Source organism: Novosphingobium sp. Leaf2, assembly GCF_001421325.1.
Classification (GTDB): domain Bacteria; phylum Pseudomonadota; class Alphaproteobacteria; order Sphingomonadales; family Sphingomonadaceae; genus Novosphingobium.
Map to the genome: position 1 here is coordinate 88,891 of NZ_LMJY01000003.1, position 22,927 is coordinate 111,817.

The window sequence follows — 22,927 nt, forward strand, 5'->3', positions numbered from 1 at the left end:
GGATCAGTCGGGATTGACCTTGCCGCGCCCAGCCTTGACCGACCCGCGCAGTTTCTTGCCTTTGATCCGCTGTTCCTTGCCCACCCGGTTGAGCCGGCTCTTGGCGCGCTTTTCGGGCAGGTTGTGCGCTTCTTCCAGCAGCTCGGTCAGCCGCTTGCGGGCATCGGCACGGTTCGCTTCCTGCGTGCGAAAGCTGCGGGCGGTGAGCACCAGTTCCCCGCGCAAGGTCATCCGGCTACCGGCCAGTTCGCGCACCCGCGCGAAAACGGCGGGCGGCAGCCGCAGCGCGTAGATATCCAGCCGCAGTTGCACGGCGGTAGCTACCTTGTTGACGTTCTGTCCGCCCGGGCCTGCCGACGCGATGAAGCTCTCGCTCGCCAGCGCTATCGCGCGATCGAGGACCTCACGCATCCGCAGGCTGCGCCGGGCCGCCGGGATCGGTAAAGCCCAGCGCCAGGAAATCGGCCGGCATCGCGCTGGTGGCAACGATGGGCGCCTTCTCCCCGCGCGGCACGGTAAGGCCGGCGGCGTGAAGCATGGTGCGGCGCGCGGTGTCCTTCGTACCATAGACCGCATCGCCCAGCAGCGACACCCCGAGCCCCGATGCGGCATGCACGCGGATCTGGTGCGTGCGGCCGGTTTCGGGGCGAAACTCGACCAGTGTCAGCCCGCCCTGCACCTCCAGCGTGCGCCAGTGGGTGACCGACGGCTTACCCTTGCGCGCCGGGATCATCCGCCAGCCATCGCGCACGGTGCTGACTTTGGACAACGCCAGTTCGATAGTGCCCGCTTCCTCGGCGACCTCACCGGCCAGCACGCCCAGATAGCGCTTTTCGACCTGCCGCTCCTCGAACGCCGCCGAAAACCGCTTCAACGCCTTGGGATTGCGCGCCAGCAGCAGGCAGCCCGAGGTATCGCGATCGAGCCGGTGCACCGGCACCGGTTCACGCTGGAACCCCAGCTTGAGTTCGTCCAGCCGGTCTTCCAGACACGGGCCACCGGCGCGCGGACGGTCGAGCGGAAGACCGCCGGGCTTGTCGATGACGAGGGCCTCGCCGTCTTCGAACAGGATCTCAAATTCCATACAGCTGTCTTTCGTGAGATCAGGCAAGGGCCGCAGCGATCCGGCTGCACGCCTCCGCCAGCTTGGCATCGTCGGCGGCAAAGCTGATGCGGAAGCCATCGTGTCCGCCGAATGCGGATGCGGGCACAATCGCCACGCCGTGATCCAGCAGATGTAGCGCCAGCTTCGTATCGTCGCCAAAGCGCGCCATCAGCGGCGCGGCATCGACCATGCAGTAGAACGCGCCGTCTGGCACGGGGGTGGAGAGGCTCGCGATGGCGTTGATCGCACGCACCACACTGTCGCGACGCGCACGGAACCGGCCGCGCCAGTCGGCCAGGAAATCCTGCGGCCCTTCGAACGCGGCAACTGCGGCAGCCTGGCTGATCGAGCATGGATTGCCGGATGAATGCGATTGCAGCCGCTCCATCGCCCGTATCAGCCATTCCGGGCCCGCCGCCACGCCGATGCGAAAGCCGGTCATCGCATGGCTTTTGGAGACGCCGGAGATGGTCAGGATACGGTCCGCAAGATCGGGGCACAAATTGGCGAGCGTGGCGTGGGGCTGACCGGTGTAGGTGATCGGCGCATAGATATCGTCCGACAGCACCATGACGCGCGGGTGCCGGCGCAGGACTTCGCCGATGCCCAGCAGCGTTTCGGGGGGAAGGCAGGCCCCGGTGGGATTGCCCGGACTGTTGAGCAGCAGCCACAGCGTATGCGGGCCGATCTGCGCTTCGAAATCGGCGGGCGTGAACCGGAAGTTGTCCTTGGCGTGGGTGTGCAGCGGCACCACCCGGCCCCCGGCAAAACGCACGATCTCCGGGTAGCTGACCCACCACGGCGCCGGCACGATTACTTCGTCGTCCGGCCCCACGGTGGCGAGCATCGCATGGAAGATCGCCTGCTTGCCCCCGGCGCTCACCGTCACATGCGAAGGGGTAGTGGCAATGCCCAGATCGCGGGCAAAATGCAGCGCCGTGGCCTGCTTGAGCCGCGATGTGCCGCCAACGGCGGTGTATTTCGTGTCCCCGGCATCGAGCGCTGCCTTGGCCGCCGCGATCACGTGGGGCGGGGTAGCGAAATCGGGTTCGCCAACGGAAAGCGAGATGATGTCGCGTCCCGCTTCGCGCAGGGCGATGGCGCGGTCTGTCATCGCCGTGGTTTGCGACGGGGCGATGCGGGCGATGGCGGGGGACAGGTGCATCAGGCGAGCAACCGCGCCGGCACCAGCCCGCGCAGGGCATTGCCGATGAAGAAGCCGTCCGCCAGATCGTCCAACGCCAGGTTCGCCTCGCGGGCGCGGCCCTCCTCCAGCAGACTGCGGCGCAGCACGCCGGGCAGGAGGCCCAGCGCGGCGGGAGGCGTCAGCAACCGGCCATCGCGCTCCACGAATAGGTTGGTAAAGCAGCCTTCGGTCACCAGCCCATCATCGCGCAGCAGGATCGCTTCGTGCGCGCCGTTCGCTTTTGCCAGTTCCAGACCCTTGTCGTAAAATCCCCGGTCGCTGGTCTTGTGACGCAGCCGCCAGTCAGACGAATCCACCGGCATCCGCAGTACCGCGACCTGTGCCACATCGCTCATCGCGGGCGGCAGTTCGGCAAGTTCGAGCGCGAAGGCACCACTACGCCCCACCACCAGCCGCAACTTGCCCGCATCGTCCGCCTCGAAGCACAGGGCCTGGATGGCGTTACGCACGGCATGGCGATCGAACGCAAAGCCCAGCGCGGCAGCGCTGGCGCTGATCCGCTGCAGGTGCAGTTCCAGCAAGGCGATCCCGTCCTGCGGGGTAAACCGCATCGTTTCGATCAGGTCGAAGCTGGCGGGCGAAACCGAACCTTGCGCGGTCCGCACTTCCGATTCTCGCACGAAACCCCCTTTGACCAGACATTCCCGCCATTCGGGAAGCGCTTGCGAATCCGCGACCACCGCCGATCCTACCCCCAGAACGGCACGGCCACCGCCGTCTACCCCGCCCTCACGATCGAGACGCACGGTGCGGATTGCCACATTGAACGCGCCCTCGCCAGTGGGTTCGAGGAAGCCCATCGCACCGCAGTAAGGTCCGCGCGCGAAAGGTTCGACCGCCGCGATCACCTCCATCGCCCGGATCTTGGGCGCGCCGGTGATCGAACCGCACGGGAACAGCGCGCGCAGCACGTCGACCGCTCCGCACCGGGGCAGCAGGCTTGCCCGCACCGTGGACACCATCTGATGCACGGTGGGATAGCTTTCCACTGCGAACGGGCGCTCCACCCGCACGCTACCGGCCACAGCCACGCGCGCCAGATCGTTGCGCATGAGGTCCAGGATCATGAGATTTTCGGCGCGGTCCTTGGTCGAGCTGGCCAGGTCCGCGCGCAATGCCGCGTCGTGCGACGCATCGTGCCCGCGCGGGCGGGTGCCCTTCATCGGTCTGGCTTCCACCTTACCGTCCGCGCACGCGAAGAAGAGTTCGGGCGAGAAGCTGAGATGCCAGCGGGCACCGTCATGGATGACGCCGCCATAGCCGGCCGCGGCGCGCGGGCGCAGCGCCGCATACAGCGCCAGCGGATCGCCGCGCCACGGCCCGGCTAGCGGCAGCGTCAGATTGGCCTGATAGATATCGCCCGCCAGGATCCCGGCGTGGACCGCGTCGAACGCCCGCTCGTAAGCGCCGAAGTCGATCTGCGGCTCCAGCGGTCCGATCGCGGGCTGGCCCGGCCCGGCGTGCGCCGCCAGCCAATCGGGAACGTGCGCCGGGGCAATCGCCTCATAGCCCTCGAAAGCGCCGAACCACACCAGCGGCGCCGGAGCGCGTGCATCCAGCAAGGGCGCAAGGCACGGCTCCAGCGCCAGGCCGGCCTCGTACGTCAGATAGCCCGCCAGGTGCAGCCCGGACTTTGACAGCGCGTCGATCCGGTCCAGCGCGCCCGCAACCTCATGGCCCTTGCGCGCAACCACGATTTCGCTCGGCGCGCGGTACACCCGCGCATCGGCAGCGCCATCAGGGCGGGCATCATCGAGAAGGACGAACGGTTCGTGCATGGGTGTTTCCGCAGCGCCTCTAGCCGCGTTGCGCGCCGCTGGCAAAATCCCTGAACGGGAAGGCCCGCGCGGTGCCCGTGTTGCCAACGAAGGGGATGGCGCTAAACCCGTTGCAGATCACAGCACAGAGGCGGCCGGATGAGCGATATTTTCCTGGGACTGGGCGGCAACGGCGAACGGCAGGTGCTGAAACTGGCGCGCGCGAACCGCCACGGCCTGATCGCTGGCGCCACCGGCACTGGCAAGACGGTCACGTTGCAGACCATCGCTGAGCAGTTTTCTGCCGCCGGCGTGCCGGTGTTCCTGGCCGACGTGAAGGGCGATCTTTCCGGCATCGCGATGGCCGGCAGCCCGCAGTTCCGCAACGCCGCCGTGCTCGAAGCGCGCGCCAAGGAAATCGGCATCACCGACTACGCCTATGCCGATAATCCGGCGGTGTTCTGGGACATCTATGGCGGACAGGGCCACCCGGTGCGCACCACGATATCGGAGATGGGGCCGCTGCTTCTGGCGCGGCTGATGGACCTGAACGACACGCAGGAAGGCGTGCTCAACATCGTGTTCCGCTATGCGGACGAACAGGGGCTGCTGCTGCTGGACCTGGAAGACCTGCAGGCGATGCTGGCCTACACCGCCGAGAACGCCTCACAGCTTTCGGCCAAGTACGGCAACGTGACGAAAGCCAGCGTCGGCACCATCCAGCGCCAGTTGCTCTCGCTCGACAGTCAGGGCGCAGCGCAGTTCTTCGGAGAGCCGGCACTGGAAATCGCAGACTTCATCCGGTGCGACGAAAAGGGGCGCGGCTACATCAACGTGCTGGCGGCCGACAAGCTGATGCGCAGCCCCAAGCTGTACGCCACGTTCCTGCTGTGGCTGCTGTCCGAACTGTTCGAGGTTTTGCCCGAAGTGGGGGACCCCGAAAAGCCCAGGCTGGTGTTCTTCTTCGACGAGGCGCACCTGTTGTTCGACGATGCGCCCAAGGCCCTGCAGGACAAAGTGGAGCAGGTGGTGCGGCTGGTGCGCTCCAAAGGCGTGGGCGTCTATTTCATCAGCCAGAACCCGATCGACATTCCCGAGGCTATCGCCGGGCAGCTGGGCAACCGGGTACAGCACGCCCTGCGCGCCTTCACCCCGCGCGATAAAAAGGCGATCAAGGCGGCGGCGGATACCTTCCGCATCAATCCCGATCTCGACGTGGAAACCGCGATCACCGAACTGAAAGTGGGCGAAGCACTGGTGTCCACCCTGGCGGACGATGGCTCACCCGGCGTGGTCCAGCGCACACTGATCGCGCCGCCCCGCTCACGGCTCGGCCCTATCGATGCCAAGGAGCGCGCCATTGTCCAGTCGGTCAGCCCGTTCGACGGCAAGTACGATACGCGCGTGGACCGCGAAAGCGCCGAGGAAGTGCTGGCCGCCAAGGCTGCTGACGCGGCGGCCACGGCGCAGGAAGTGGCGGTCAAGGGCGAGGCCGAAGTGGCCAAACAGCCGCGCAAGAGCCCCGGCTTGTGGGACGGCCTGGGTGGCCGCGTCGCCAAGGCAGCCGCGGGCGCAGCAGCCGGCAGCGCGGGCTCGATCCTGGCGCAGACCATCCAGGGCAAGAAAAGCCGCGCCAACCCCCGCGCCTCCGCCGCCAGCGCCGCAGCCGGCACCGTAGGCGACGCCCTGGGCCGCGCGGTCGGCTTTCCGGGGCTGGGCCGGTTCGCGCGCAACCTTATCGGCGGGCTGATGCGGTAGGTGGCGGGAAAAGATTCGGTTTTGGTAGAGGCGGCGGTTCCCCCCTATTGCGGGCGTCGATTAAATATCGCGCGCGCCTTCTTCGCAAGCTGCCAGCGCGTTGCGAGCAAGCTGGTCGAGCCACTCGTCGTCTGACGGCTCAGTCCAAGGGCGGAGCAAGTTTACCAAAACGGGATCAGCAATTAATTCGGCGGCCTCGAACACGGGCATGCTCACCCGTTCGCCAGCCAACTCCTTCAGAACGAGCGGCAACGCGATCCCACAATCGCGCCGCGCGATGCCGAGCAGCGCCTCCGCTCTTACAGTATCATCATCATCGTTGGCGGCTGATATCAGCGCTTCCCTGATTTCAGGCGTATCGGCTTCCTCTGATGCCAGAAGCATCGTCGCCCAGTCACGATTAGAAAGATCTTCGTCTCGCGTCATCGCGACTAGCTGTCGCATGTTCGCGTCAGCGAAGAGCGAGCCGGAGAGCGGCACTTCCTCGGCAATTATTGCCCTCAAAAAGTCAGAGGCGGGCTCGTAACGCTCGGTCATCAAGCTAGCGTATCACGGACGGCGAATTGCAGCTAAACATCAATCGCAGACGCTGTCAGCAGCGCCCAAACTCGCTCATCATGTCCTACATGCGCGGCAGATTTTCCAAGCCGGTTTTACGGTAGCGCCTCATCCCACCGGTATCTCCAGCACCGCCGTCAGACCCTCCACCGCGCCGCTCGCCGAGCGGCGGTTGGTCAGGATCAGCGCGCCGCCGTGCTGGTCGGCGATGGCGCGGGCCAGGGCCAGGCCCAGGCCCGATCCGCCGGTCTTGGAATTGCGCGATGGATCGCCGCGGGTGAACGGGTTCATCATAGCTTCGATGTCCGCATCGGGTATGCCGGGGCCGTCGTCCTCGATCACGATGAGGGCGCGGTTTCCGTCGCGTTGCAGCGAAACGCGGGCCACATCACCATAGCGCAGCGCGTTGTCGATCAGGTTGCGCAGCGCGCGGCGCATCCACGTGGGACGCAGTTCCAGCACCAGCCGCTGCATGTCACCCAGTTCGACCGGCTCGCCCATGTCTTCGTATTCCTCGACGATGGAGGAGACGAGCGCGGATAGTTCGGTGCGCTCACGCGGGTCACTGGGCCGGCCCACGCGGGCGAGCGAGAGAATATCGTCCAACGTGCGCACGATATCCTCGATGGTGCGGGCCATGCGGCCGCGTTCGCCTTCGTCTTCCACCGATTCGATGCGCACGCGCAAGGCCGAGAGCGGCGTTTTGAGATCGTGGCCGATCGCGCCCAGCATCACGTCCTTTTCATGCAGCATGGCGACGATGCGCGCTTCCATGGCGTTGTGCGCCACGATCAGGCGCTGCATGTCGTCCGGGCCGCTGGGTTCCAACTGCCCTACCGATCCGGGCGCCACCGCGAACTGTTCCACCCGGCGGGTCAGCGCCGCCAGCGGCCGGGTGATGCGCCGCAGGATCAGCGCCACAACGGCCATCAGCACCAGATAGATCGCCAGCGTCTGCGCGATCAGCGGCTCCAGCAAGCGTCCGGCGGCACGCGGCGCGCGCACGCGGGCAATCATCCATTTGCCGCCATCGCGCTGCTGCACCCCGGCGACGAGCAGATGGTCCTTCATGACTTGCGCGTATTCGGTACGGTCGATCCGCCCACTTGCCAGCCGCTTCTGCACGTTGGCGCGCGCATACCCGTCAGAATCGAGCACCCGGCGCACCACGACGATCCGGGCCGCCGGGAAATCCTGCTCCGCCAGCGTGCGCTGAAGCCGCGCCTCGGCGATCGAGTCGCGCGTTTCGTTGGGCGCGGCGGGCGAGCCATCGGCATATTCCAGCGGAAAGCCGCGCGGCGGCGGCCCCAGGAACTGGGGGCGATCGCGTTCTACCCCGCGGATCATGCGGCCCAGCGCGCCCCGGCCCCGCGTTTCGCCGATGAGCTTGAACGCGGCGGCATTCGCCATGCCCACTTCATACCCTTCGCGCTGGGCCCGGTAGATCAGCATCGCGCCGATCCCCTGCACCAGCAGCAGCGCGGCGGCCACGGCCAGCAGCATGTGCCCCATCAGGCTGCGGGGCTGGGGTATGCGCATCAATCCTCCAGCGCCACGCGGCGCACGTCAGCGGCGAGCATGTAGCCGCCGCCCCACACGGTCTGGATGATCTGGGGATTGCGGCTGTCCACCTCCACCTTGCGCCGCAGGCGGCTGACCTGATTGTCCACCGCCCGGTCGAACAAATGGGCTTCGCGGCCCTGCACCATGTCCAGCAGGCGATCGCGGTTCAGCACTTGCCGGGGATGTTCGAGGAACGCCATCAGCAGCCGGAATTCGACCGAGGAAATCGCTACCACCGCGCCTTCCGGGTCGATCAGTCGGCGCTTGAGCGGATCGAGGCACCAGCCTTCGAACTCGAATGCCTCGTTCTCGGGCGAGGACGCGGGCAAGCGGGTGGCGCGGCGCAACACGCTGCGGATGCGCGCCACCAACTCGCGCGGTTCGAACGGCTTGACCACGTAATCGTCCGCACCGATTTCGAGGCCGACGATACGGTCCGTCGCCTCGCCGCGCGCGGTGAGGAAGATCACCGGCACGTCCTGCGCTTCCACCAGATGGCGGCAGAGCGACAGCCCGTCCTCGCCCGGCATCATGATATCCAGCAGGACCAGATCGAAGCGATCGTCTCGCAGCCGGCTGCGCGCCTCTGCGGCGCTGGAGCACTGCACAACGCCAAACCCCTGGCGCGAAAGGTATTCGCCCAGGGGTTCGCGAAGGGAAGCCTCGTCATCGACGAGCAGCAGGGTCGGCGGCAGAATCCTGGCAGGCGCGGTGTCGTTCATCTCTACATCCATGGCGTCACCGCGCCTTCCTGTCAGTTTGCAGGCCGGTTGTCAGCCTTGTTGGCCTGCCACTCGGCCCGATGGCGCGCATGAGCGGCCTGGCGCTCTTCCTTGGTCACCGTGCCATCGTGGTTGGTATCCTCGGCGTCGAAACGCTTGAGCGCCTCGGCGACGAACGCGGCGCGGGTGATCGGGCCATCCTTCATCATCTTCATGCCAGGCCCGAAACCGCGCGGCCCGTGCATGCCATGATGCTTGCCGCCTTCGGCATCCGGTCCGCCGGGCGGTGGGGGCGGCGGGCCATCGCCGTCAGGCCCGCCATCGGGTCCGCGCATACCCGGCCCGTGACCTTCGGGCCCCTTGTCCGCCATGAATTCAGCCTTGGAGATTGTGCCGTCGTGGTTGGTGTCCAGCCGATCGAAAATCTTTTCGCGCATCTGCTGCCGGAGCATCTGCCGATCCGCTTCATCCAGCGTGCCGTCGTGGTTCACATCCAGCCGGTCGAACATGCGCTCTGCCTTGGCCTGCGCTTGCGCGCGGGTCATCGGCGCATCGCGCCGCGCTTCCCAGTCCCCGCGCTCCGGGGCGGGCGCCTGCGCCACCGCTACACCGCCGGCAGCCAGTGCTGCCATCGAAAGACCGAGCGTCAATTTCCTGAACCTGTTCATCGATACCTGTCCCGCATGCAAATGGATGAGAGCCCCGGCGCGACAAGGAAGGAGGGGCATCGCACCGAAGCTCTCTGACTGCCGTTCTTAAAGACAGCTTGTCGCGCAGTTGTGCCGCCGTATCGGTTTATTGTCGTCAATTGTCACAGCGGGCAGCGCCGGTTCATCGCGGCGACAGTGAGGACGCGGCGTTCAGCGCGGACGATGCTGGGTGCCGGCGCCTGCCGTGATGAACAGCGCCGTGGCGTTTTGCGCGACATCGGCGGTATGCCAAACGCCGGGCGGATTGATGATGTATTGGCCAGCCGCCAGCATTTCGGAATGAAGCCGCCCATCGGGATATTCCTGGATCACGGTCATCTCGCCGGCCAGGCACAGCACCACTTCGTCACCGGCGGGGTGCATTTCCCAGCTGTCCCAGCTGTCCGAGAAGTCATACAGGCTGACAAGGCGGCCTTCGGTGCCATCCTGCGCCGTGCGCTGCGTATAGGCCGCGTACCATTCCATGCCGGTGAACGCGGGCTGCGCCACGGCCTTTGCGCCCAGTCCCAGGTGCAGCGGATGGGTGCGAAGGTCGTGGGTCTGGCTGCTCATGTCACAGCGCCTCGCACTGTTCGTCGAGCCAGGCTTTTTCCGCGCCCTCCAGTTGCGGGCCGACGATTTCGCGCACACGCGCATGGTAGGCGTTCCACCAGTCCAGCTCGGCACGCGTCAGCAGGGACTGGTCAACCAGCCGCCGCTCGATCGGCACATATGTCAGCGTTTCGAAGCCGTAGTATTCGCCGTCCGCGCCGGGGATCGCGCGCGGTTCGACGAGGATGAGGTTTTCGATGCGGATGCCGTATTCGCCCGCCTTGTAGTATCCCGGCTCGTTGGACAGGAACATGCCCGGCATCAGCGGCTGGTCGGTGCCCGGCTGCCCCCCGGCGGACTTGGCGATGCGCTGCGGCCCTTCGTGCACCGCCAGGAAGCTGCCCACGCCATGCCCGGTGCCGTGCGCGTAATCCAGCCCCGCCTGCCACAAGGCATAGCGCGCCAGCGCGTCGAGCTGACTGCCGGTCGTGCCCTTGGGGAACACCGCCAGGGCCAGGGCAATATGACCCTTGAGCACGCGCGTGAAGCGGTCCTTCACTTCTGCGCCCGGATCGCCGGGGCCGACCCACACGGTGCGGGTGATGTCAGTGGTGCCATCCAGGTACTGCCCGCCCGAATCGACGAGGTAGACCGAATTGGCCTCCAGCGTGCGGTTGCTTTCCTCAGACACCCGGTAATGCGGGCTGGCCCCGTTCGGGCCGGCGCCGGAAATCGTGTCGAAAGAAAGATCTCGCAGCAAGGGGTCTTCGCGGCGGATGTCGTGCAATTGTGCGGCGGAGGACAGTTCGGTCACGCCGCCCTTGGGCGCCTCCAGCGAAAGCCAGTGCAGGAAGCGCGAGACCGCCACGCCGTCGCGCGCCTGCGCGGACCGGTGCCCAGCCTGCTCCACCGGGTTCTTCATCGCCTTGGGCAGCACGGTGGGATCGCGGTGCTCTACCAGCGTCGCCCCGGCCTTGCGCAGTTCCTCGAAGATGGCGCTGACGGCGCGTTCGGGATCGATCGCCACCCGCTTGCCCGCCAGTTCATGCAGGCCCGCCACGAAAGCCGAACGATCGCGGATGGTGACGGCATTGCCCAGATGGCGGCGCACTTCATTGGTCACTTTTTCCGGCGCGATGAACAGGTCGGCGGTGCCGTCCGCGCGGGCGATGACGTAGGACAGCGCGACCGGCGTGCGCTCCACATCCGCGCCGCGAATGTTGAGCAGCCAGGCGATCGAATCGAGTGCGGTGATCACGGTGGCGTCCAGCCCGTTGGCGCTCAGCCATTCGGAAACCGCCGCCCGCTTCGCTTCGCTCGGCTCGCCGGTGTAGCTATCGGGGTGGACCAGCGCGGGCGCGGAAGACGGCGCGGGCCGGTCTTCCCACACCGCGTCCACCGGGTTGTCATCCACCGCGACCAGTGCTCCGCCCTTGCCCTCCAGCGCCTTCGCCACGGCGCGCGCCCAGCCCGATCCGTGCAGCCAGGCGTCGTACCCGACGCGCGCACCCTGCGGCGCATGGTCCGCCAGCCAGGCGGCGACGCTGGTCGCCGGCACGTTTTCGAAGGCATAGAGCCGCCCGTCCACCTGCTCGCGTACTTGCAGGGTATAGCGCCCATCCACCAGCATCGCGGCGGCGGGCTGCGCGGTGGCGTCCGTCAGCACCACGGCGGTGCCGGCCGAGCCACCAAAGCCGGTCAGCCACGCAAGGCGCTGGGCATACGCGCCCACGTATTCGCTCATATGCTCATCCGAGATCGGGATCACGAACCCGTCGAGCCCCCGATTTTTCAGCTCCTTGCGAAGGGCGTCGAGGCGGGCTTCGTGCGTATTCATCAGCATGGGACAGGTATCCGGCTTGCGGGGGTGAGGACGCGATCATAGATGGTAGCGATGGCAGATTCCACCCAGACCCTGATCGGTCCCCCGCAGGCGGCGAAGAAGCCGCATTCCTTCACCTTTCATGGCACCACCGTTACCGATGAGTACGCCTGGCTACGCGATGCCGGCTATCCCGAAGTCACCGACAAGGCCGTGCTCGCCCATCTGGAAGCGGAAAACGCCTGGTTTGAAGCGCGCATGGCCCCGCACAAAGGACGGATCGATTCGCTGTTCACCGAAATGCGCGCGCGCATCAAGGAAGCCGACACCTCGGTGCCGCAGAAGGACGGCGACTGGCTGTACTGGATCGAATTCGAGGATGGTGCCGAATATAAAAAGTGGTGGCGCCGCCCGGTGGCCGGCGGCCCGGACGAGCTGATCCTCGATGAAGTCGCGCTGGCGCAGGGCAAGGACTACTTCCGCCTTGGCGCAATCTCCACTAGCGCCAATGGCAAGCTGCTGGCCTATGCGATCGACGATAACGGATCGGAACGCTTCACCGCGCGCATCAAGAACCTGGAAACCGGCGAACTGCTGGCGGACGAAATCCCCGGCACTCTGTCCGGCTTGGTCTGGGTCGCCAACGACAAGGCGCTGGTCTACTCGCTCGCCAACGAGCAGTGGCGCACCGATAACGCCCGCCTGCACTGGCTGGGCCAGCCGATCGACCAGGACGTGGAACTGTATCACGAGGATGACGAGGGTTTTCGCGTCGGTTCCTCGCTTTCCGCCAACGAAAAGTGGCTGCTGATCGGCACCAGCGACCATGAAACCAGCGAAACCCGGATGGTCCGCGCGGACGATCCGCTGGGTGAGCAGATTCTGGTGAAAGCGCGCCGCAAGGGCGTGGAATACGACGTGGATGAGCGTGAGGACGTGCTGTACATCCACACCAACGACACGCACGAGAATTTCCGCCTCGCCACCGCCCCGCTCGACAGTCCGGGCGAGTGGACGACGCTGATCGACGGGTCTGACGAGTTTTACCTGCTGGGCGCGGACCTGTTCCGCGACTTCTACGTCATCGAAGGCCGCCGCGCCGGGCTCGACCAGATCGAAGTGCGCTATTACGACGATCCGGCGCGGGTAGAGGCGATCACCTTCCCCGAAGCGAGCTATTCCGCCGGGCTGTCCAACAACCCGGAATGGCACGTCACGACGCTGCGCCTCAGCTACGAATCGATGGTCGCACCCGCCTCGGTACTGGATTACGACGTGGCGGCCCGTACGCTCGAAACCCTCAAGGTGCAGGAAATCCCTTCGGGCTACGATGCCGCACTCTACGCCACCGAGCGGCTGGAAATCACCGCGCGCGATGGCACCGCCATTCCAGTGTCGATCGTCTACCGCAAGGACCGCACCGGCGCGGGGCCGCTGCACCTGTATGGCTACGGCGCATACGGCATCAGCATCGACCCCGGTTTTTCCACCACCCGGCTCAGCCTGGTGGATCGCGGTTTCGCCTATGCCATCGCCCATATCCGGGGCGGGGACGACATGGGCCGCGCGTGGTACAAGGCCGGCAAGCTGGAGCGGCGGACCAACACCTTCAACGATTTCGTGGACGTGGCGCGCGGCCTGATCGAACGCGGCTTCACCACCGAGGGCAAGATCAGCATTTCGGGCGGGTCGGCGGGCGGCGAACTGATGGGCGCGGTGATCAATTCCGATCCTCACCTGTTCGGCGCGGTGGTGGCGCACGTGCCCTTCGTGGACGTGCTGAACACCATGCTCGACGATACCCTGCCGCTGACCCCCGGTGAGTGGCCGGAATGGGGCAACCCGATCGAGGACAAGGCCGCGTTCGACCTGATCGCCAGCTACAGCCCGTACGATCAGGTGAAGGCGCAGGCCTATCCGCCGCTGATGGTCACCGCCGGCCTCAACGATCCGCGCGTGACGTATTGGGAGCCTGCCAAGTGGGTGGCCCGCCTGCGCGCGGTCAAGACGGACGACAACGAACTGATCCTCAAGACCAACATGGGCGCTGGCCACGGCGGCAAGTCCGGCCGGTTCGAAAGCCTGAAGGAAACGGCGGAGGAGTTCGCCTTTATCCTGTGGCAACTCGGCGTGGAGGAATGAACCGCTTTACGCTAACCTTCACCGCGTCGTCGCAGCACATCGACGTGATGGGCCACGTCAACAACGCCGTGTGGCTACAATGGATGGAAGCGCTGGCCGGCGCGCACTGGGAAGCGGTGGCGCCGCCAGACCATCAGGCCCGCTACGCCTGGCTCGTCACCCGCCACGAGATCGACTATCGCGGCAACATCCGCGAAGGCGAGAGCGTGACGGGCGAGACGTTCATCCCCGAAGGCCCCAACGGTGCCCGCTTCGACCGCCGCGTGGATTTCCGCAATGATGCGGGCAAAGTCATCGTCTCCGCCCGCACGACCTGGGCCATGATCGACATCGCCTCAGGCCGGCTCATGCGGGTGCCGCCGGAGGTGGCGGCGCCGTTTGTAGGGGGTGAGGTCGGACCTGCCTGAAACTCCGTGGGCGGGGATGGCCAAGTCTCGTCGGAACGGATTATTAACGGCTTATTTTGGGTGGTTAGCTGCCGTTGGCCGCTGAGGACGCAATGACTTCCGCGATCTTCAAGATCGGCCCGCCCGGGTAGTGGCAGTAACCGAGCACCATCATCGCACGCGGCCACTCAGTTTCACATTGTCCGATGATGCCAACCATCGTGTAGCGCGCAGCACGTTGAGGAGCATGCTCAAGAACCTCCTCGCGGGCGTAGATGCCAATGCGATGACCACGGAGTGACCTATCAGAGTTTGATCCATCAGCGTTGCCTTGGCTCGCACGCTTAAAGAGGGCGCGGCCTGCCCAGAAACCTTGGAACGCCACACAGGTGCCGTTCAGCCCTTCACCTCGCCGCAGCACGTCGTCGAACGTGAGATGGATGGCATTCGCGCGATTGCATTTCGCCGGATCAGACCACGCCCCGAGTATCACGTCCTCTGAGTTGTCAGCCGGGTTGCCGACCGTCTGCGCGGTAGCGGTTGTCGCGAATACCGCAGCGGCGGCTACCATAAAAAAGCGAGCGTGCATGGTTATAACTACCACGTGTCCCCATGTCCGCTAGGGGGCGAAACCCGAAATTCCCGTTACGCCCAAACGGCAGCCAAAAACTGCCACCCAACCCTGCGCCTTCTAAGTCTCTCGTCGTTCGCGGCTGGGTTGGGTCAAAATCCGGTCGCGGGCGGATTTCAGGTCGCCGGAGGCGTATTGCGCGGAGAGGCGTTCCTTATCGCGCGCGCGGTAGGTTTCTTCGGCCTTGGCGATGGTTTCCAGCCCGACGTCCAGCCCGCGCAGCGCGCGGCGGGCCAGCACCACTGCCGATTCCAGCACCTCGCGCGACATCGAGGTGAGCGGCGCGTCCTTCAGGCGCAGCAGGGCGCGCCGGTCGAATACGCGGGCGTGGATCTGGGCGTTGGGAAACGCGGTGTGCACGGCGTGGATGAACGCCTCGGTCAACTGGTCGCCATCGATGCAGAACACGATCAGTTCCGCTTCCGCCGCGCCCGCCTGGCGCAGCAGGTCGATGCGGGTGCCATCGCCGAAATAGACTTTGGCACCGAACCCTTCCGCCACGTCGATCATCTCGATGTCGGTATCGATCAGCGTCACTTCGATCTCGGCGGCGATGAGCATCTGCGCCACCGTCTGCCCGAAGCGGCCATACCCCACGATCAGCGCGTTGGCGCCATCGTCCTGCGGGCCATCGCGCTCCTGCTTGGACACGGGGCGTTCGCGAATGCGGCTGGTGGCCATCATCAGGAACGGCGTTGTGACCATCGAGAGGGTGACGATCGCGCCGAACAGGCTGGCGGCTTCCGATCCGATCAGCATCGCATTGCTGGCCTGCGCGAACAGCACGAAGCCGAATTCGCCGCCCTGGCTCAGCAGAAGGCCCAGCGCCAGCGCGCTGCGCCATTCCATGCGGAACAGCAGGCCAAGGGTAAAGATCACGCCCGACTTCACCGCGATCAGCGCCAGCGCCATCGAGATCACGAACAGCGGGCGCTCGGCGATGGCGGACAAGTCCAGCATCATGCCCACCGACATGAAGAACAGGCCCAGCAGAATCGAGCGGAACGGCTCGACGTCCGCTTCCAGTTCATGCCGGTAGGGCGAATCGGCCAGCATCACCCCGGCGATGAACGCGCCCAGCGCGGTGGACAGGCCCAGCGCCTGCATCAGCGCCGCCGATGCGATCACCGTGAACAGGGCGGCGAACACGAACATCTCGCGCTCGCCCAGATTGCCGATCAGGCGGAACAGCGGGCGGATCACGAAGCGCCCCGCCAGGATCAGCCCGGCGATCGCGGCCACCGTCTCCAGCCCCAGCATCCAGCCCGGGGGTCCTGACGGCAGCGCCGGGTTGCGGTTCATCGCTGCGATGATCGTGATCAGCGGGATGATCGACAGGTCCTGGAACAGCAGGATCGCGAAAGACCGCTCCCCGAAAGGCGTGTGCAGGCGGCCTGCGCTTTGCAGCATCGGCAGCACCTGCGCGGTGGACGACAGGCCCAGCGGCAGGCCCAGTGCCAGCGAGGCGGCCAGGCTGAACCCGGCGATAAAGTGGATGATCCCCGTCACCGCCAGTCCGCACAGCGCGACTTGCAGGAAGCCCAACCCGAAAATCTCGTGCCGCATCCGCCACAGCCGGGTGGGGGCAAGCTCCAGGCCGACGATGAACAGCAGTAGCGTGATGCCCAGTTCGGCCACGCCCATCTTGCTTTCCGCGCCGCCAATCAGGCCCAGCACATAAGGGCCCAGCACCGCGCCCGTCAGCAGGAACCCCAAGGTGGCACCCAGCCCCAGCCGGCGGAACACCAGCACGAAAATAAGCGCGGTCCCCAGCAGGAGGGAACCGTCCCGCAGCAGGAATTCCTGGGCATGTTCTTGCATTACGGCCTTTCAGGTCGGCAGGGTGGCGCGGTTGGCCGGGTGCCTCTTAGGGCCGGGCAAGCGCAAACGGAACACCCGGTTCAAAAGTCCTTCATCACAACGGATTGCCGTTTTCATCCCGGTAGATATCGCGCCGACCAACGTGGTTGGCAGGGCCCACGAAGCCATCGTTCTCCATGCGCTCCACCCACTTGGCGGCGGTATTGTAGCCGACGCCCATCTGCCGCTGCAGCCACGAGACCGAGACCTTCTGGTTCTCGAACACCAGATGGCAGACCTGCCGGTACTTGCGTTCTTCGGGCGCATCGGATGCGGTGGCGTCGAGGTCGTCGAAGCCGAAGCTGCCTTCCTCGGGCTCCTCGGTCACGGCGTCGATGTAGTCGGGCTTGCCTTGCGTGCGCCAGTAGGTCGCCACGCGCTCCACCTCCTCGTCGGACACGAAGGGGCCGTGGACGCGCTTGATGGGGTCGGAACTAGGCTTGTAGAGCATGTCACCCTTGCCAAGCAATTGCTCTGCCCCCTGCTCGCCCAGGATCGTGCGGCTGTCGATCCGGCTGGTGACGGCGAACGAGACGCGGGTGGGCAGGTTGGCCTTGATGACGCCGGTGATCACGTCCACCGACGGGCGCTGGGTGGCCATGATGAGGTGGATGCCGGCTGCGCGACTTTTCTGAGACAGGCGCTGGATCAGCACCTCGATCTCCTTGCCCACGGTAACCATGAGGTCGGCCAGTTCGTCGACGATGAGCACGATCTGCGGCAGCGTCTGGTAATCGAGCTGGCGGTCCTCGTACAATTCCTCGCCGGTGTCGGGATCGAAGCCGATCTGGATGCGGCGGCCCAGCGGCTTGCCCTTGGCGGCGGCGGTGCGCACCTTTTCATTGAAGCTGGCGAGATTGCGCACCGAAATCTCGCTCATCTGGCGATAGCGGCGCTCCATTTCCTCGACCGCCCATTTCAGCGCGCGGATCGCCTTGGGCGGCTCGGTCACCACCGGCGAGAGCAGGTGCGGAATGTCGTCGTAGCTTTTGAGTTCGAGCACCTTGGGATCGACGAGGATCAGGCGGCACTGGGCGGGCGTCAGCCGATACAACAGCGAGAGCAGGATCGCGTTCAAGCCCACCGATTTGCCCGACCCGGTGGTGCCCGCCACCAGCAAGTGCGGCATCGTGGCAAGATCGGCGACCACCGGCTCACCGGCGATGTCCTTGCCCAGGATGATCGGCAGCATGCCCTTGTGGTGCGCGAAGGCTTCGGACGCGACCATTTCCTTGAACGACACCATCTGCCGGTCCGCGTTGGGCAGTTCGATGCCCATCACGGTGCGCCCGGGGATGGAGGACACGCGCGCGGAAATGGCGGACATGTTACGGGCGATGTCGTCCGCCAGGCCGATCACGCGGCTGGCCTTGATGCCGGGCGCGGGTTCCAGTTCGTACATGGTGACGACCGGGCCGGTACGCACGGCGGTGATCTCGCCCTTGACGTTAAAATCGTCGAGCACGGTTTCAAGCAGGCGCGCATTGCGCTCAAGGCTCAGCTTGTCGACCTTGGGCTGCGAATTGGGCTGCGGGTCGGCCAGCAATTCCAGTCCGGGCAGTTCGTACTTGTCGAACATGTCCTTCTGGCGGCTGGCGGTGCCGAACTGCGCGGGCGTTGGCGCAGCGCTGGGATCGCTGATCTCGGGCGCCTTGCGCGCCGGGGCAGCGCTGGCCAGGGGCATTTCCGCGATCCGCAAGGGCGCTTCGGCGCGTTCTGCTTTATCGGCCTTGTGCGCCTTGGCGCGCGGTTCCTTCTCCTTGCCGGGCTTGAACGGCAGCGCCTCAGGCGCCGGCAATCCGATCGGCAGACGCCCGATGCGGCCCGGCAGCGTAAGCAGGCGCGCCCAGTCCAGCGCAAAGACGCGGCCTGCCAGCACTACGCCGCCGCCAAGGCACACCAGCGCCAGCGCCAGCACGACCCAGTTCTGCAGGGCCTGAGGGGCGAGCCCTGCCAGCGCAGTGACGCCCTTTGCGCCCAGCAGCCCGGAAATCCCGCCCATCGATGCCGGCAGGCTGCCACCGGGCTGGGTGAACCACAGCGACAGCACGGTGGCGATCAGCAGCATCGCCAGCGCCAGCGTGCCGAACGGCGCCCACCAGCGCTGGTGGGTATGCTCCACGTCGCTGTCGTCCTCTTCCACCAGCAGCCACAGCTTGCGGCCGAACACGTACAGCATCGGCACCAGCAGGGCAGAGACCGGGCCGAACAGGAACAACGCGCGCTCGGCGGTCCACGCGCCGGTCGGCCCCATCCAGTTCTGCACGTCACCGCCCGCCGCCGTGGAGGTGGACGGATCGGTCTGGTGATAGCTGGCCAGCGCCAGCGCCAGGAACACCATGGCCGCGAACAGCGCCAGCGCGCCGGCCAGTTCTCCGGCACGGCGCAGCGAGCGCTTCAGTACGGCGCGCCAGTCCGGCTTGGCGATTCGCCGACCGGGCGCGATGGGGCGGGTAGCCATGGTCTTTGCACATTCCCCTGGGGTTCGGGCGCGTTTATGCGGCGCGGGGGGACTGCGCGTCAAGAATGGAGCGGGAACGCGGCTGTGGAGGCCGCGCGGGGACGCTCAATGAATTGAGATGATCCCGTCCACCGCGCGCCATTCCTGCGGGCCGATCAGGTGGTTGTGCGCCACCCGCACCGAATGGAGCGGGCCTTCGATCTCGCGCGTCCAGTAGTCCAGGAAATCGCGCAGGGCCGGAAAACGCGGGGCCACGTCATACTGCTGGAAGGCGAACATCTGCAGCAGGCTGCGATGATCTGGCAGAAAATAGTGAATCTGGATTGTCGACAGGCCATAGCCTGCGAGTTGGGCGCGGAAATCCGCTGACACAGTATCCGGTCGGGATGGCATGGTCCTCCTTCCCGCACCGCCCCTTGTGCGGTGCAGCACGAGAAGAATGACACAACGATTACGCCAGTCAAGATACTGCGCGCATGGGGAAATCAGCCCGTCAGGCCGGCTTCGTGGCAACGGCGGAGGCGCATTTTTCGCTGGTCTGCTTGCCACCGCCGCCCAGCAGGGTGATCGCCAGGAAACCGGCGACGACCAGCACCACGAACGCGGCGGTCACTTTGCCCAGATGCTTGTCGATCACCGCCTTGATCGGCGCGCCGAACAGGCGGAACAGCACACCCACGATCATGAAGCTGATCGCGCGCGACACGATCGAGGCCCCCAGGAACACCCACAAGTTCATGCCGATGAAGCCGGCGGTGATCGTCAGCAGCTTGAACGGGATGGGCGTTGCGCCCTTGATCATGATGATTTCCGCGCCGTAATCGCGCAAGTAGCACGCGGCCTTGGGGAAACTTTGCGACAAGCCAAGCATCCGCAGCATCGCTTCACCGAACGCGGCGTAAGCGAAGTGGCCGATCGCATAGCCCAGCAGCCCGCCCGTGACCGACGCCAGCGTGGCGATGGCGGCGAAGCGGATCGCCTTTTTCGGCTCGGCCAGACACATCAGGCCCAGCAGCGGGTGCGGTGGCACCGGGAAGAAGCTGGCCTCCATGAACGCGAAAGCGGCCAGCCACCACTGCGCATGGCGGTGCGCCGCCTTGGCCATGGTCCAGTCGTATAAGCGGCGCAGCATTGCGGTCAGTCCCCCGGTAAATCCGGTGCCCTGATTACGAGGCGCGCCGCATTGCGGCAAGAACGAAGCGTATAACCATTTTGGTACTTTTATCTTGACATTGACGATCCGTTTCGGTAAACGACAGAAACAGTGAGGGCAGCGGATCACTTCGACACCGCCGGTTCCACGCTCCTCTTTTCACGAAACGGAACAGCACGATGGCGGACATTGCTCCTTCGCGCCGGCGCACACCTGCGCTCCGCAAAGATACGCCCAAAAGGAAATGGCGTCGCACGTTCCTGGCCGAACTTGCGGCCACCTCCAACGTCGCCGCCTCCGCACGCAAGGCGGCCGTAAGCACCGCCCGCGCATACGAAGCGCGCCGTGCGGACCCGGTCTTCTACCGCGAGTGGCAGGAGGCCTTGTGCGAAGGCTATGATCTGCTGGAAATGAACCTGCTCCATCGCCTGCGCGAAGGTGAGGTAAAGCCGGCCCCCGGCGCCAAGCGCGGCACCCGCGTATTCGACAACGCCACCGCGCTGCGCCTGCTGGTCGCCCACCGCGAAACCGCCGCGCGCCAGCGTGCGGTCACCGAAAACCGCAACTCCGAGGCGATCGTCGATGCGATCAACGCCAAGATCGAGAAGATCAAGCAGCGCCGCCTCGCCGCCGCCGCGGTTCCAGCCAGCCCCATTCCGGCCAGTGAAGCGATCGTCGATGCAGGTCAGTGAGCATCTCGCAACGCTCGAAGCCCTGCCTCTTGCAGAACGCCGCGCCGAACTGCTCAAATTCAATGACAAGGAGCAGGACGAACTGCTCACCCACTGGAAAATCTGGGCCCGGCCCGAACAGCTGCCCCCGCCGGGAGACTGGCGCACGTGGCTGGTGATGGCCGGGCGCGGGTTCGGCAAGACCCGCGCCGGGGCAGAATGGGTGCGCGCGCTGGCCGATGCCGATCCGGCGGTGCGCATCGCGCTGGTGGGTGCAACGATGCCCGAAGTGCGCGCGGTGATGGTGGAGGGCGAAAGCGGCCTGCTGGCGGTGTGCCCGCAGCGCCATCGCCCGCACTTCGAACCCTCGCTACGCCGGCTGGTATGGCCCAATGGGGCGCAGGCGGTGCTCTATTCGGCGCAGGAGCCCGAAGCCCTGCGCGGCCCCCAGCACAGCCATGCCTGGTGCGACGAGGTGGCCAAGTGGGACAATGCTTCGGCGCGCGCCACCCGCGCCTGGGACAACCTACTGCTGGGCCTGCGCCTTGGTGAGCAGCCGCGCGTGCTGGCCACCACCACGCCGCGGGCGGTGCCGCTGGTGCAGCGCCTGATGGCCGAGCCCGCGAACGATCTGGCCGTCACCCGCGGATCGACGGAGGACAACCGCGTCAACCTGCCCGCCCGTTTCGTGGCGGACATCCGCCGCAGCTTCGGCCGCTCGCTGCTGGGGCGGCAGGAACTGGACGGCGAACTGATTGCCGACATCGAAGGCGCCTTGTGGACCCGCGCACTGCTGGAACGCTGCCGGGTGCAGGCCTCGCATGAGATGGCGCGCATCGTCGTTGCCGTCGATCCGCCCGCTTCGGCCACCGGAGACGCCTGCGGCATCGTTGTCGCCGGACTGGCGGCGGATGGCACCGCGCACGTGCTGGCCGACGCATCGGTTGAACGGTGCGGCCCGGAACGCTGGGCCCGCGCGGTTGCGGCTACGGCGGACGCCTGGCGCGCCGACCGCGTGGTGGCCGAGGCGAACCAGGGCGGCGCGATGGTCGGATCAGTGCTGCGCGCGGCGCAAGTGTCCTTGCCGCTGCGGCTGGTGCACGCCAGCCGGGGCAAGGTGGCCCGCGCCGAACCGGTCGCCGCCTTGTATGAAGCGGGCCGGGTGCATCATGCCGGCATCTTCCCTGCGCTGGAAGACGAATTGTGCGGACTGATCGCCGGCGGCGCGTACCAGGGCCCCGGTCGTTCGCCGGACCGCGCCGATGCGCTGGTGTGGGCCCTCACCGAACTGATGCTGGGCATGACCGCGCAGCCAAGGGTTCGGATTACATGAGGGAGGCCCGAAAGCCTCCCTCATCACCCAGCCAATGTTCAAAAGTTAAAGTAAAACTAGGCCAACAAGCCGCAGATCACGGCTTCAGCCTCTTCCTGAGCAACCCACAAGTGAAAGTGACCAGACATGGAGTGTGCGATGCAATTGTAATCCGCATCACATACAAACCAGTGCCAATCATTCCACATGTCGGGAAGGAAATAGGACTTCAAGTCGTGCATTCCGAACCTCCAAACAAAAGAAGGTTGGATGGCAAGACAAAACCAAAGTGCATCTGATTGTCAAATACATGCCTGCCGCTCAGCAGTTAATATTGCCTTTCTAGCTTTGCGGTACGGTAAGGAAGTGATCAATCAGCCCTTCAATTGTGTCAGCTAAGTCCTGTTTCTTCGAAACTACGGCGGAATATTGCGATTCATTGTTCGCCTCCCCTTTCGGCTGGGAGAATCAGGCTAGGGTCCGGACTCATTAGAGCCACCATATGACGAAGGCGGCGATGGCGATGGTTGCCATGAAGGTCTTGATGTTGCGGTCAAACCTGGTGGCTACGCGGCGCC

20 protein-coding genes are annotated in these 22,927 nt (G+C 65.7%); 5 read left to right on the top strand and 15 right to left on the bottom strand.

The genetic code is table 11. From position 1 onward, the window contains the following. Nucleotides 1-3: 3 nt before the first annotated feature. From arfB to pabB, 4 genes are read right to left on the bottom strand one after another with little or no spacing between them, the layout of a single operon-like run. Entirely contained in the window at nt 4-411 is a 408-nt protein-coding gene (gene arfB, locus ASE49_RS04100; protein ID WP_056768847.1) for an alternative ribosome rescue aminoacyl-tRNA hydrolase ArfB, read from the bottom strand. Beyond that, entirely contained in the window at nt 404-1,084 is a 681-nt protein-coding gene (locus ASE49_RS04105) for an RluA family pseudouridine synthase (RefSeq protein ID WP_056768848.1), read from the bottom strand. The genes arfB and ASE49_RS04105 overlap by 8 nt, the downstream gene beginning before the upstream one ends. Before the next feature lie 19 nt (nt 1,085-1,103). Continuing rightward, the gene (locus ASE49_RS04110) at nt 1,104-2,270 is read right to left on the bottom strand and encodes a pyridoxal phosphate-dependent aminotransferase (RefSeq protein ID WP_056768849.1); all 1,167 of its coding nucleotides are present in this window, start codon (nt 2,268-2,270) and stop codon (nt 1,104-1,106) included. Beyond that, nucleotides 2,270-4,090, bottom strand: a complete 1,821-nt coding sequence (pabB, locus tag ASE49_RS04115) for an aminodeoxychorismate synthase component I (protein WP_056768850.1) — start codon at nt 4,088-4,090, stop codon at nt 2,270-2,272. Before pabB ends, ASE49_RS04110 begins: the two co-directional genes overlap by 1 nt. Nucleotides 4,091-4,228: 138 nt before the next feature. Between pabB and ASE49_RS04120 the strand changes: the two genes are divergently transcribed. Next, nucleotides 4,229-5,827 carry a helicase HerA-like domain-containing protein gene (locus ASE49_RS04120; RefSeq protein WP_056768851.1) on the top strand — a complete coding sequence of 533 codons (1,599 nt, stop codon included), beginning with the start codon at nt 4,229-4,231 and terminating at the stop codon, nt 5,825-5,827. Nucleotides 5,828-5,887: 60 nt separating this feature from the next. Here the strand turns inward: ASE49_RS04120 and ASE49_RS04125 are convergent, their stop codons facing one another. From ASE49_RS04125 to ASE49_RS04150, 6 genes are all read right to left on the bottom strand, one after another. Then, nucleotides 5,888-6,364, bottom strand: a complete 477-nt coding sequence (locus tag ASE49_RS04125; RefSeq protein WP_056768852.1) for a hypothetical protein — start codon at nt 6,362-6,364, stop codon at nt 5,888-5,890. Nucleotides 6,365-6,493: 129 nt separating this feature from the next. Beyond that, nucleotides 6,494-7,924, bottom strand: a complete 1,431-nt coding sequence (locus ASE49_RS04130; RefSeq protein WP_056768853.1) for a sensor histidine kinase — start codon at nt 7,922-7,924, stop codon at nt 6,494-6,496. After that, nucleotides 7,924-8,670 (bottom strand): response regulator, encoded by a 747-nt coding sequence (locus tag ASE49_RS04135; RefSeq protein ID WP_056768854.1) that lies wholly within the window; start codon nt 8,668-8,670, stop codon nt 7,924-7,926. Before ASE49_RS04135 ends, ASE49_RS04130 begins: the two co-directional genes overlap by 1 nt. Nucleotides 8,671-8,702: 32 nt before the next feature. Beyond that, nucleotides 8,703-9,338: an EF-hand domain-containing protein gene (locus ASE49_RS04140; protein WP_056768855.1), complete on the bottom strand. Its 636-nt coding sequence runs from the start codon at nt 9,336-9,338 to the stop codon at nt 8,703-8,705. 192 nt (nt 9,339-9,530) lie between these two features. Next, nucleotides 9,531-9,932: a cupin domain-containing protein gene (locus ASE49_RS04145; protein ID WP_056768856.1), complete on the bottom strand. Its 402-nt coding sequence runs from the start codon at nt 9,930-9,932 to the stop codon at nt 9,531-9,533. Nucleotide 9,933: 1 nt separating this feature from the next. Beyond that, the gene (locus ASE49_RS04150; RefSeq protein ID WP_056768857.1) at nt 9,934-11,754 is read right to left on the bottom strand and encodes an aminopeptidase P family protein; all 1,821 of its coding nucleotides are present in this window, start codon (nt 11,752-11,754) and stop codon (nt 9,934-9,936) included. 51 nt (nt 11,755-11,805) lie between these two features. Between ASE49_RS04150 and ASE49_RS04155 the strand changes: the two genes are divergently transcribed. Together ASE49_RS04155 and ASE49_RS04160 are read left to right on the top strand one after the other, a co-directional pair. Then, complete coding sequence (locus ASE49_RS04155) at nt 11,806-13,875, top strand: S9 family peptidase (RefSeq protein ID WP_056768858.1); 2,070 nt, start codon at nt 11,806-11,808, stop codon at nt 13,873-13,875. Beyond that, nucleotides 13,872-14,282 (top strand): acyl-CoA thioesterase, encoded by a 411-nt coding sequence (locus tag ASE49_RS04160; protein ID WP_056768859.1) that lies wholly within the window; start codon nt 13,872-13,874, stop codon nt 14,280-14,282. Before ASE49_RS04155 ends, ASE49_RS04160 begins: the two co-directional genes overlap by 4 nt. A gap of 64 nt (nt 14,283-14,346) precedes the next feature. Here the strand turns inward: ASE49_RS04160 and ASE49_RS04165 are convergent, their stop codons facing one another. The 5 genes from ASE49_RS04165 to ASE49_RS04185 all read right to left on the bottom strand — a co-directional run bounded on the left by ASE49_RS04165 (nt 14,347) and on the right by ASE49_RS04185 (nt 20,345). Beyond that, on the bottom strand, nt 14,347-14,850 hold the full coding sequence (locus tag ASE49_RS04165) for a hypothetical protein (RefSeq protein WP_056768860.1): 504 nt from the start codon (nt 14,848-14,850) through the stop codon (nt 14,347-14,349). A gap of 102 nt (nt 14,851-14,952) precedes the next feature. After that, nucleotides 14,953-16,713 (bottom strand): cation:proton antiporter domain-containing protein, encoded by a 1,761-nt coding sequence (locus tag ASE49_RS04170; protein WP_056768861.1) that lies wholly within the window; start codon nt 16,711-16,713, stop codon nt 14,953-14,955. Nucleotides 16,714-16,807: 94 nt separating this feature from the next. Then, entirely contained in the window at nt 16,808-19,213 is a 2,406-nt protein-coding gene (locus ASE49_RS04175; RefSeq protein ID WP_056768862.1) for an FtsK/SpoIIIE family DNA translocase, read from the bottom strand. A gap of 105 nt (nt 19,214-19,318) precedes the next feature. Beyond that, nucleotides 19,319-19,606 carry an usg protein gene (locus tag ASE49_RS04180; protein ID WP_056768863.1) on the bottom strand — a complete coding sequence of 96 codons (288 nt, stop codon included), beginning with the start codon at nt 19,604-19,606 and terminating at the stop codon, nt 19,319-19,321. Nucleotides 19,607-19,706: 100 nt separating this feature from the next. Further along, complete coding sequence (locus ASE49_RS04185; RefSeq protein WP_056768864.1) at nt 19,707-20,345, bottom strand: YqaA family protein; 639 nt, start codon at nt 20,343-20,345, stop codon at nt 19,707-19,709. A 200-nt stretch (nt 20,346-20,545) separates the two neighbouring features. On the opposite strand from ASE49_RS04185, the gene ASE49_RS04190 reads away from it, so the two are divergent. Both ASE49_RS04190 and ASE49_RS04195 read left to right on the top strand, forming a co-directional pair. Further along, entirely contained in the window at nt 20,546-21,058 is a 513-nt protein-coding gene (locus ASE49_RS04190; protein WP_056768865.1) for a hypothetical protein, read from the top strand. Next, nucleotides 21,045-22,370: a DNA-packaging protein gene (locus tag ASE49_RS04195; protein ID WP_056768866.1), complete on the top strand. Its 1,326-nt coding sequence runs from the start codon at nt 21,045-21,047 to the stop codon at nt 22,368-22,370. The genes ASE49_RS04190 and ASE49_RS04195 overlap by 14 nt, the downstream gene beginning before the upstream one ends. The last annotated feature ends 557 nt before the right edge of the window (nt 22,371-22,927 follow it).

Coding starts and splice junctions, on each gene's coding strand:
- arfB (WP_056768847.1), bottom strand. CDS start 411: ATGCGTGAGGTCCTCGATCGCGCGATAGCGCTGGCGAGCGAGAGCTTC.
- ASE49_RS04105 (WP_056768848.1), bottom strand. CDS start 1,084: ATGGAATTTGAGATCCTGTTCGAAGACGGCGAGGCCCTCGTCATCGAC.
- ASE49_RS04110 (WP_056768849.1), bottom strand. CDS start 2,270: ATGCACCTGTCCCCCGCCATCGCCCGCATCGCCCCGTCGCAAACCACG.
- pabB (WP_056768850.1), bottom strand. CDS start 4,090: ATGCACGAACCGTTCGTCCTTCTCGATGATGCCCGCCCTGATGGCGCT.
- ASE49_RS04120 (WP_056768851.1), top strand. CDS start 4,229: ATGAGCGATATTTTCCTGGGACTGGGCGGCAACGGCGAACGGCAGGTG.
- ASE49_RS04125 (WP_056768852.1), bottom strand. CDS start 6,364: ATGACCGAGCGTTACGAGCCCGCCTCTGACTTTTTGAGGGCAATAATT.
- ASE49_RS04130 (WP_056768853.1), bottom strand. CDS start 7,924: ATGCGCATACCCCAGCCCCGCAGCCTGATGGGGCACATGCTGCTGGCC.
- ASE49_RS04135 (WP_056768854.1), bottom strand. CDS start 8,670: ATGAACGACACCGCGCCTGCCAGGATTCTGCCGCCGACCCTGCTGCTC.
- ASE49_RS04140 (WP_056768855.1), bottom strand. CDS start 9,338: ATGAACAGGTTCAGGAAATTGACGCTCGGTCTTTCGATGGCAGCACTG.
- ASE49_RS04145 (WP_056768856.1), bottom strand. CDS start 9,932: ATGAGCAGCCAGACCCACGACCTTCGCACCCATCCGCTGCACCTGGGA.
- ASE49_RS04150 (WP_056768857.1), bottom strand. CDS start 11,754: ATGCTGATGAATACGCACGAAGCCCGCCTCGACGCCCTTCGCAAGGAG.
- ASE49_RS04155 (WP_056768858.1), top strand. CDS start 11,806: ATGGCAGATTCCACCCAGACCCTGATCGGTCCCCCGCAGGCGGCGAAG.
- ASE49_RS04160 (WP_056768859.1), top strand. CDS start 13,872: ATGAACCGCTTTACGCTAACCTTCACCGCGTCGTCGCAGCACATCGAC.
- ASE49_RS04165 (WP_056768860.1), bottom strand. CDS start 14,850: ATGCACGCTCGCTTTTTTATGGTAGCCGCCGCTGCGGTATTCGCGACA.
- ASE49_RS04170 (WP_056768861.1), bottom strand. CDS start 16,713: ATGCAAGAACATGCCCAGGAATTCCTGCTGCGGGACGGTTCCCTCCTG.
- ASE49_RS04175 (WP_056768862.1), bottom strand. CDS start 19,213: ATGGCTACCCGCCCCATCGCGCCCGGTCGGCGAATCGCCAAGCCGGAC.
- ASE49_RS04180 (WP_056768863.1), bottom strand. CDS start 19,606: ATGCCATCCCGACCGGATACTGTGTCAGCGGATTTCCGCGCCCAACTC.
- ASE49_RS04185 (WP_056768864.1), bottom strand. CDS start 20,345: ATGCTGCGCCGCTTATACGACTGGACCATGGCCAAGGCGGCGCACCGC.
- ASE49_RS04190 (WP_056768865.1), top strand. CDS start 20,546: ATGGCGGACATTGCTCCTTCGCGCCGGCGCACACCTGCGCTCCGCAAA.
- ASE49_RS04195 (WP_056768866.1), top strand. CDS start 21,045: ATGCAGGTCAGTGAGCATCTCGCAACGCTCGAAGCCCTGCCTCTTGCA.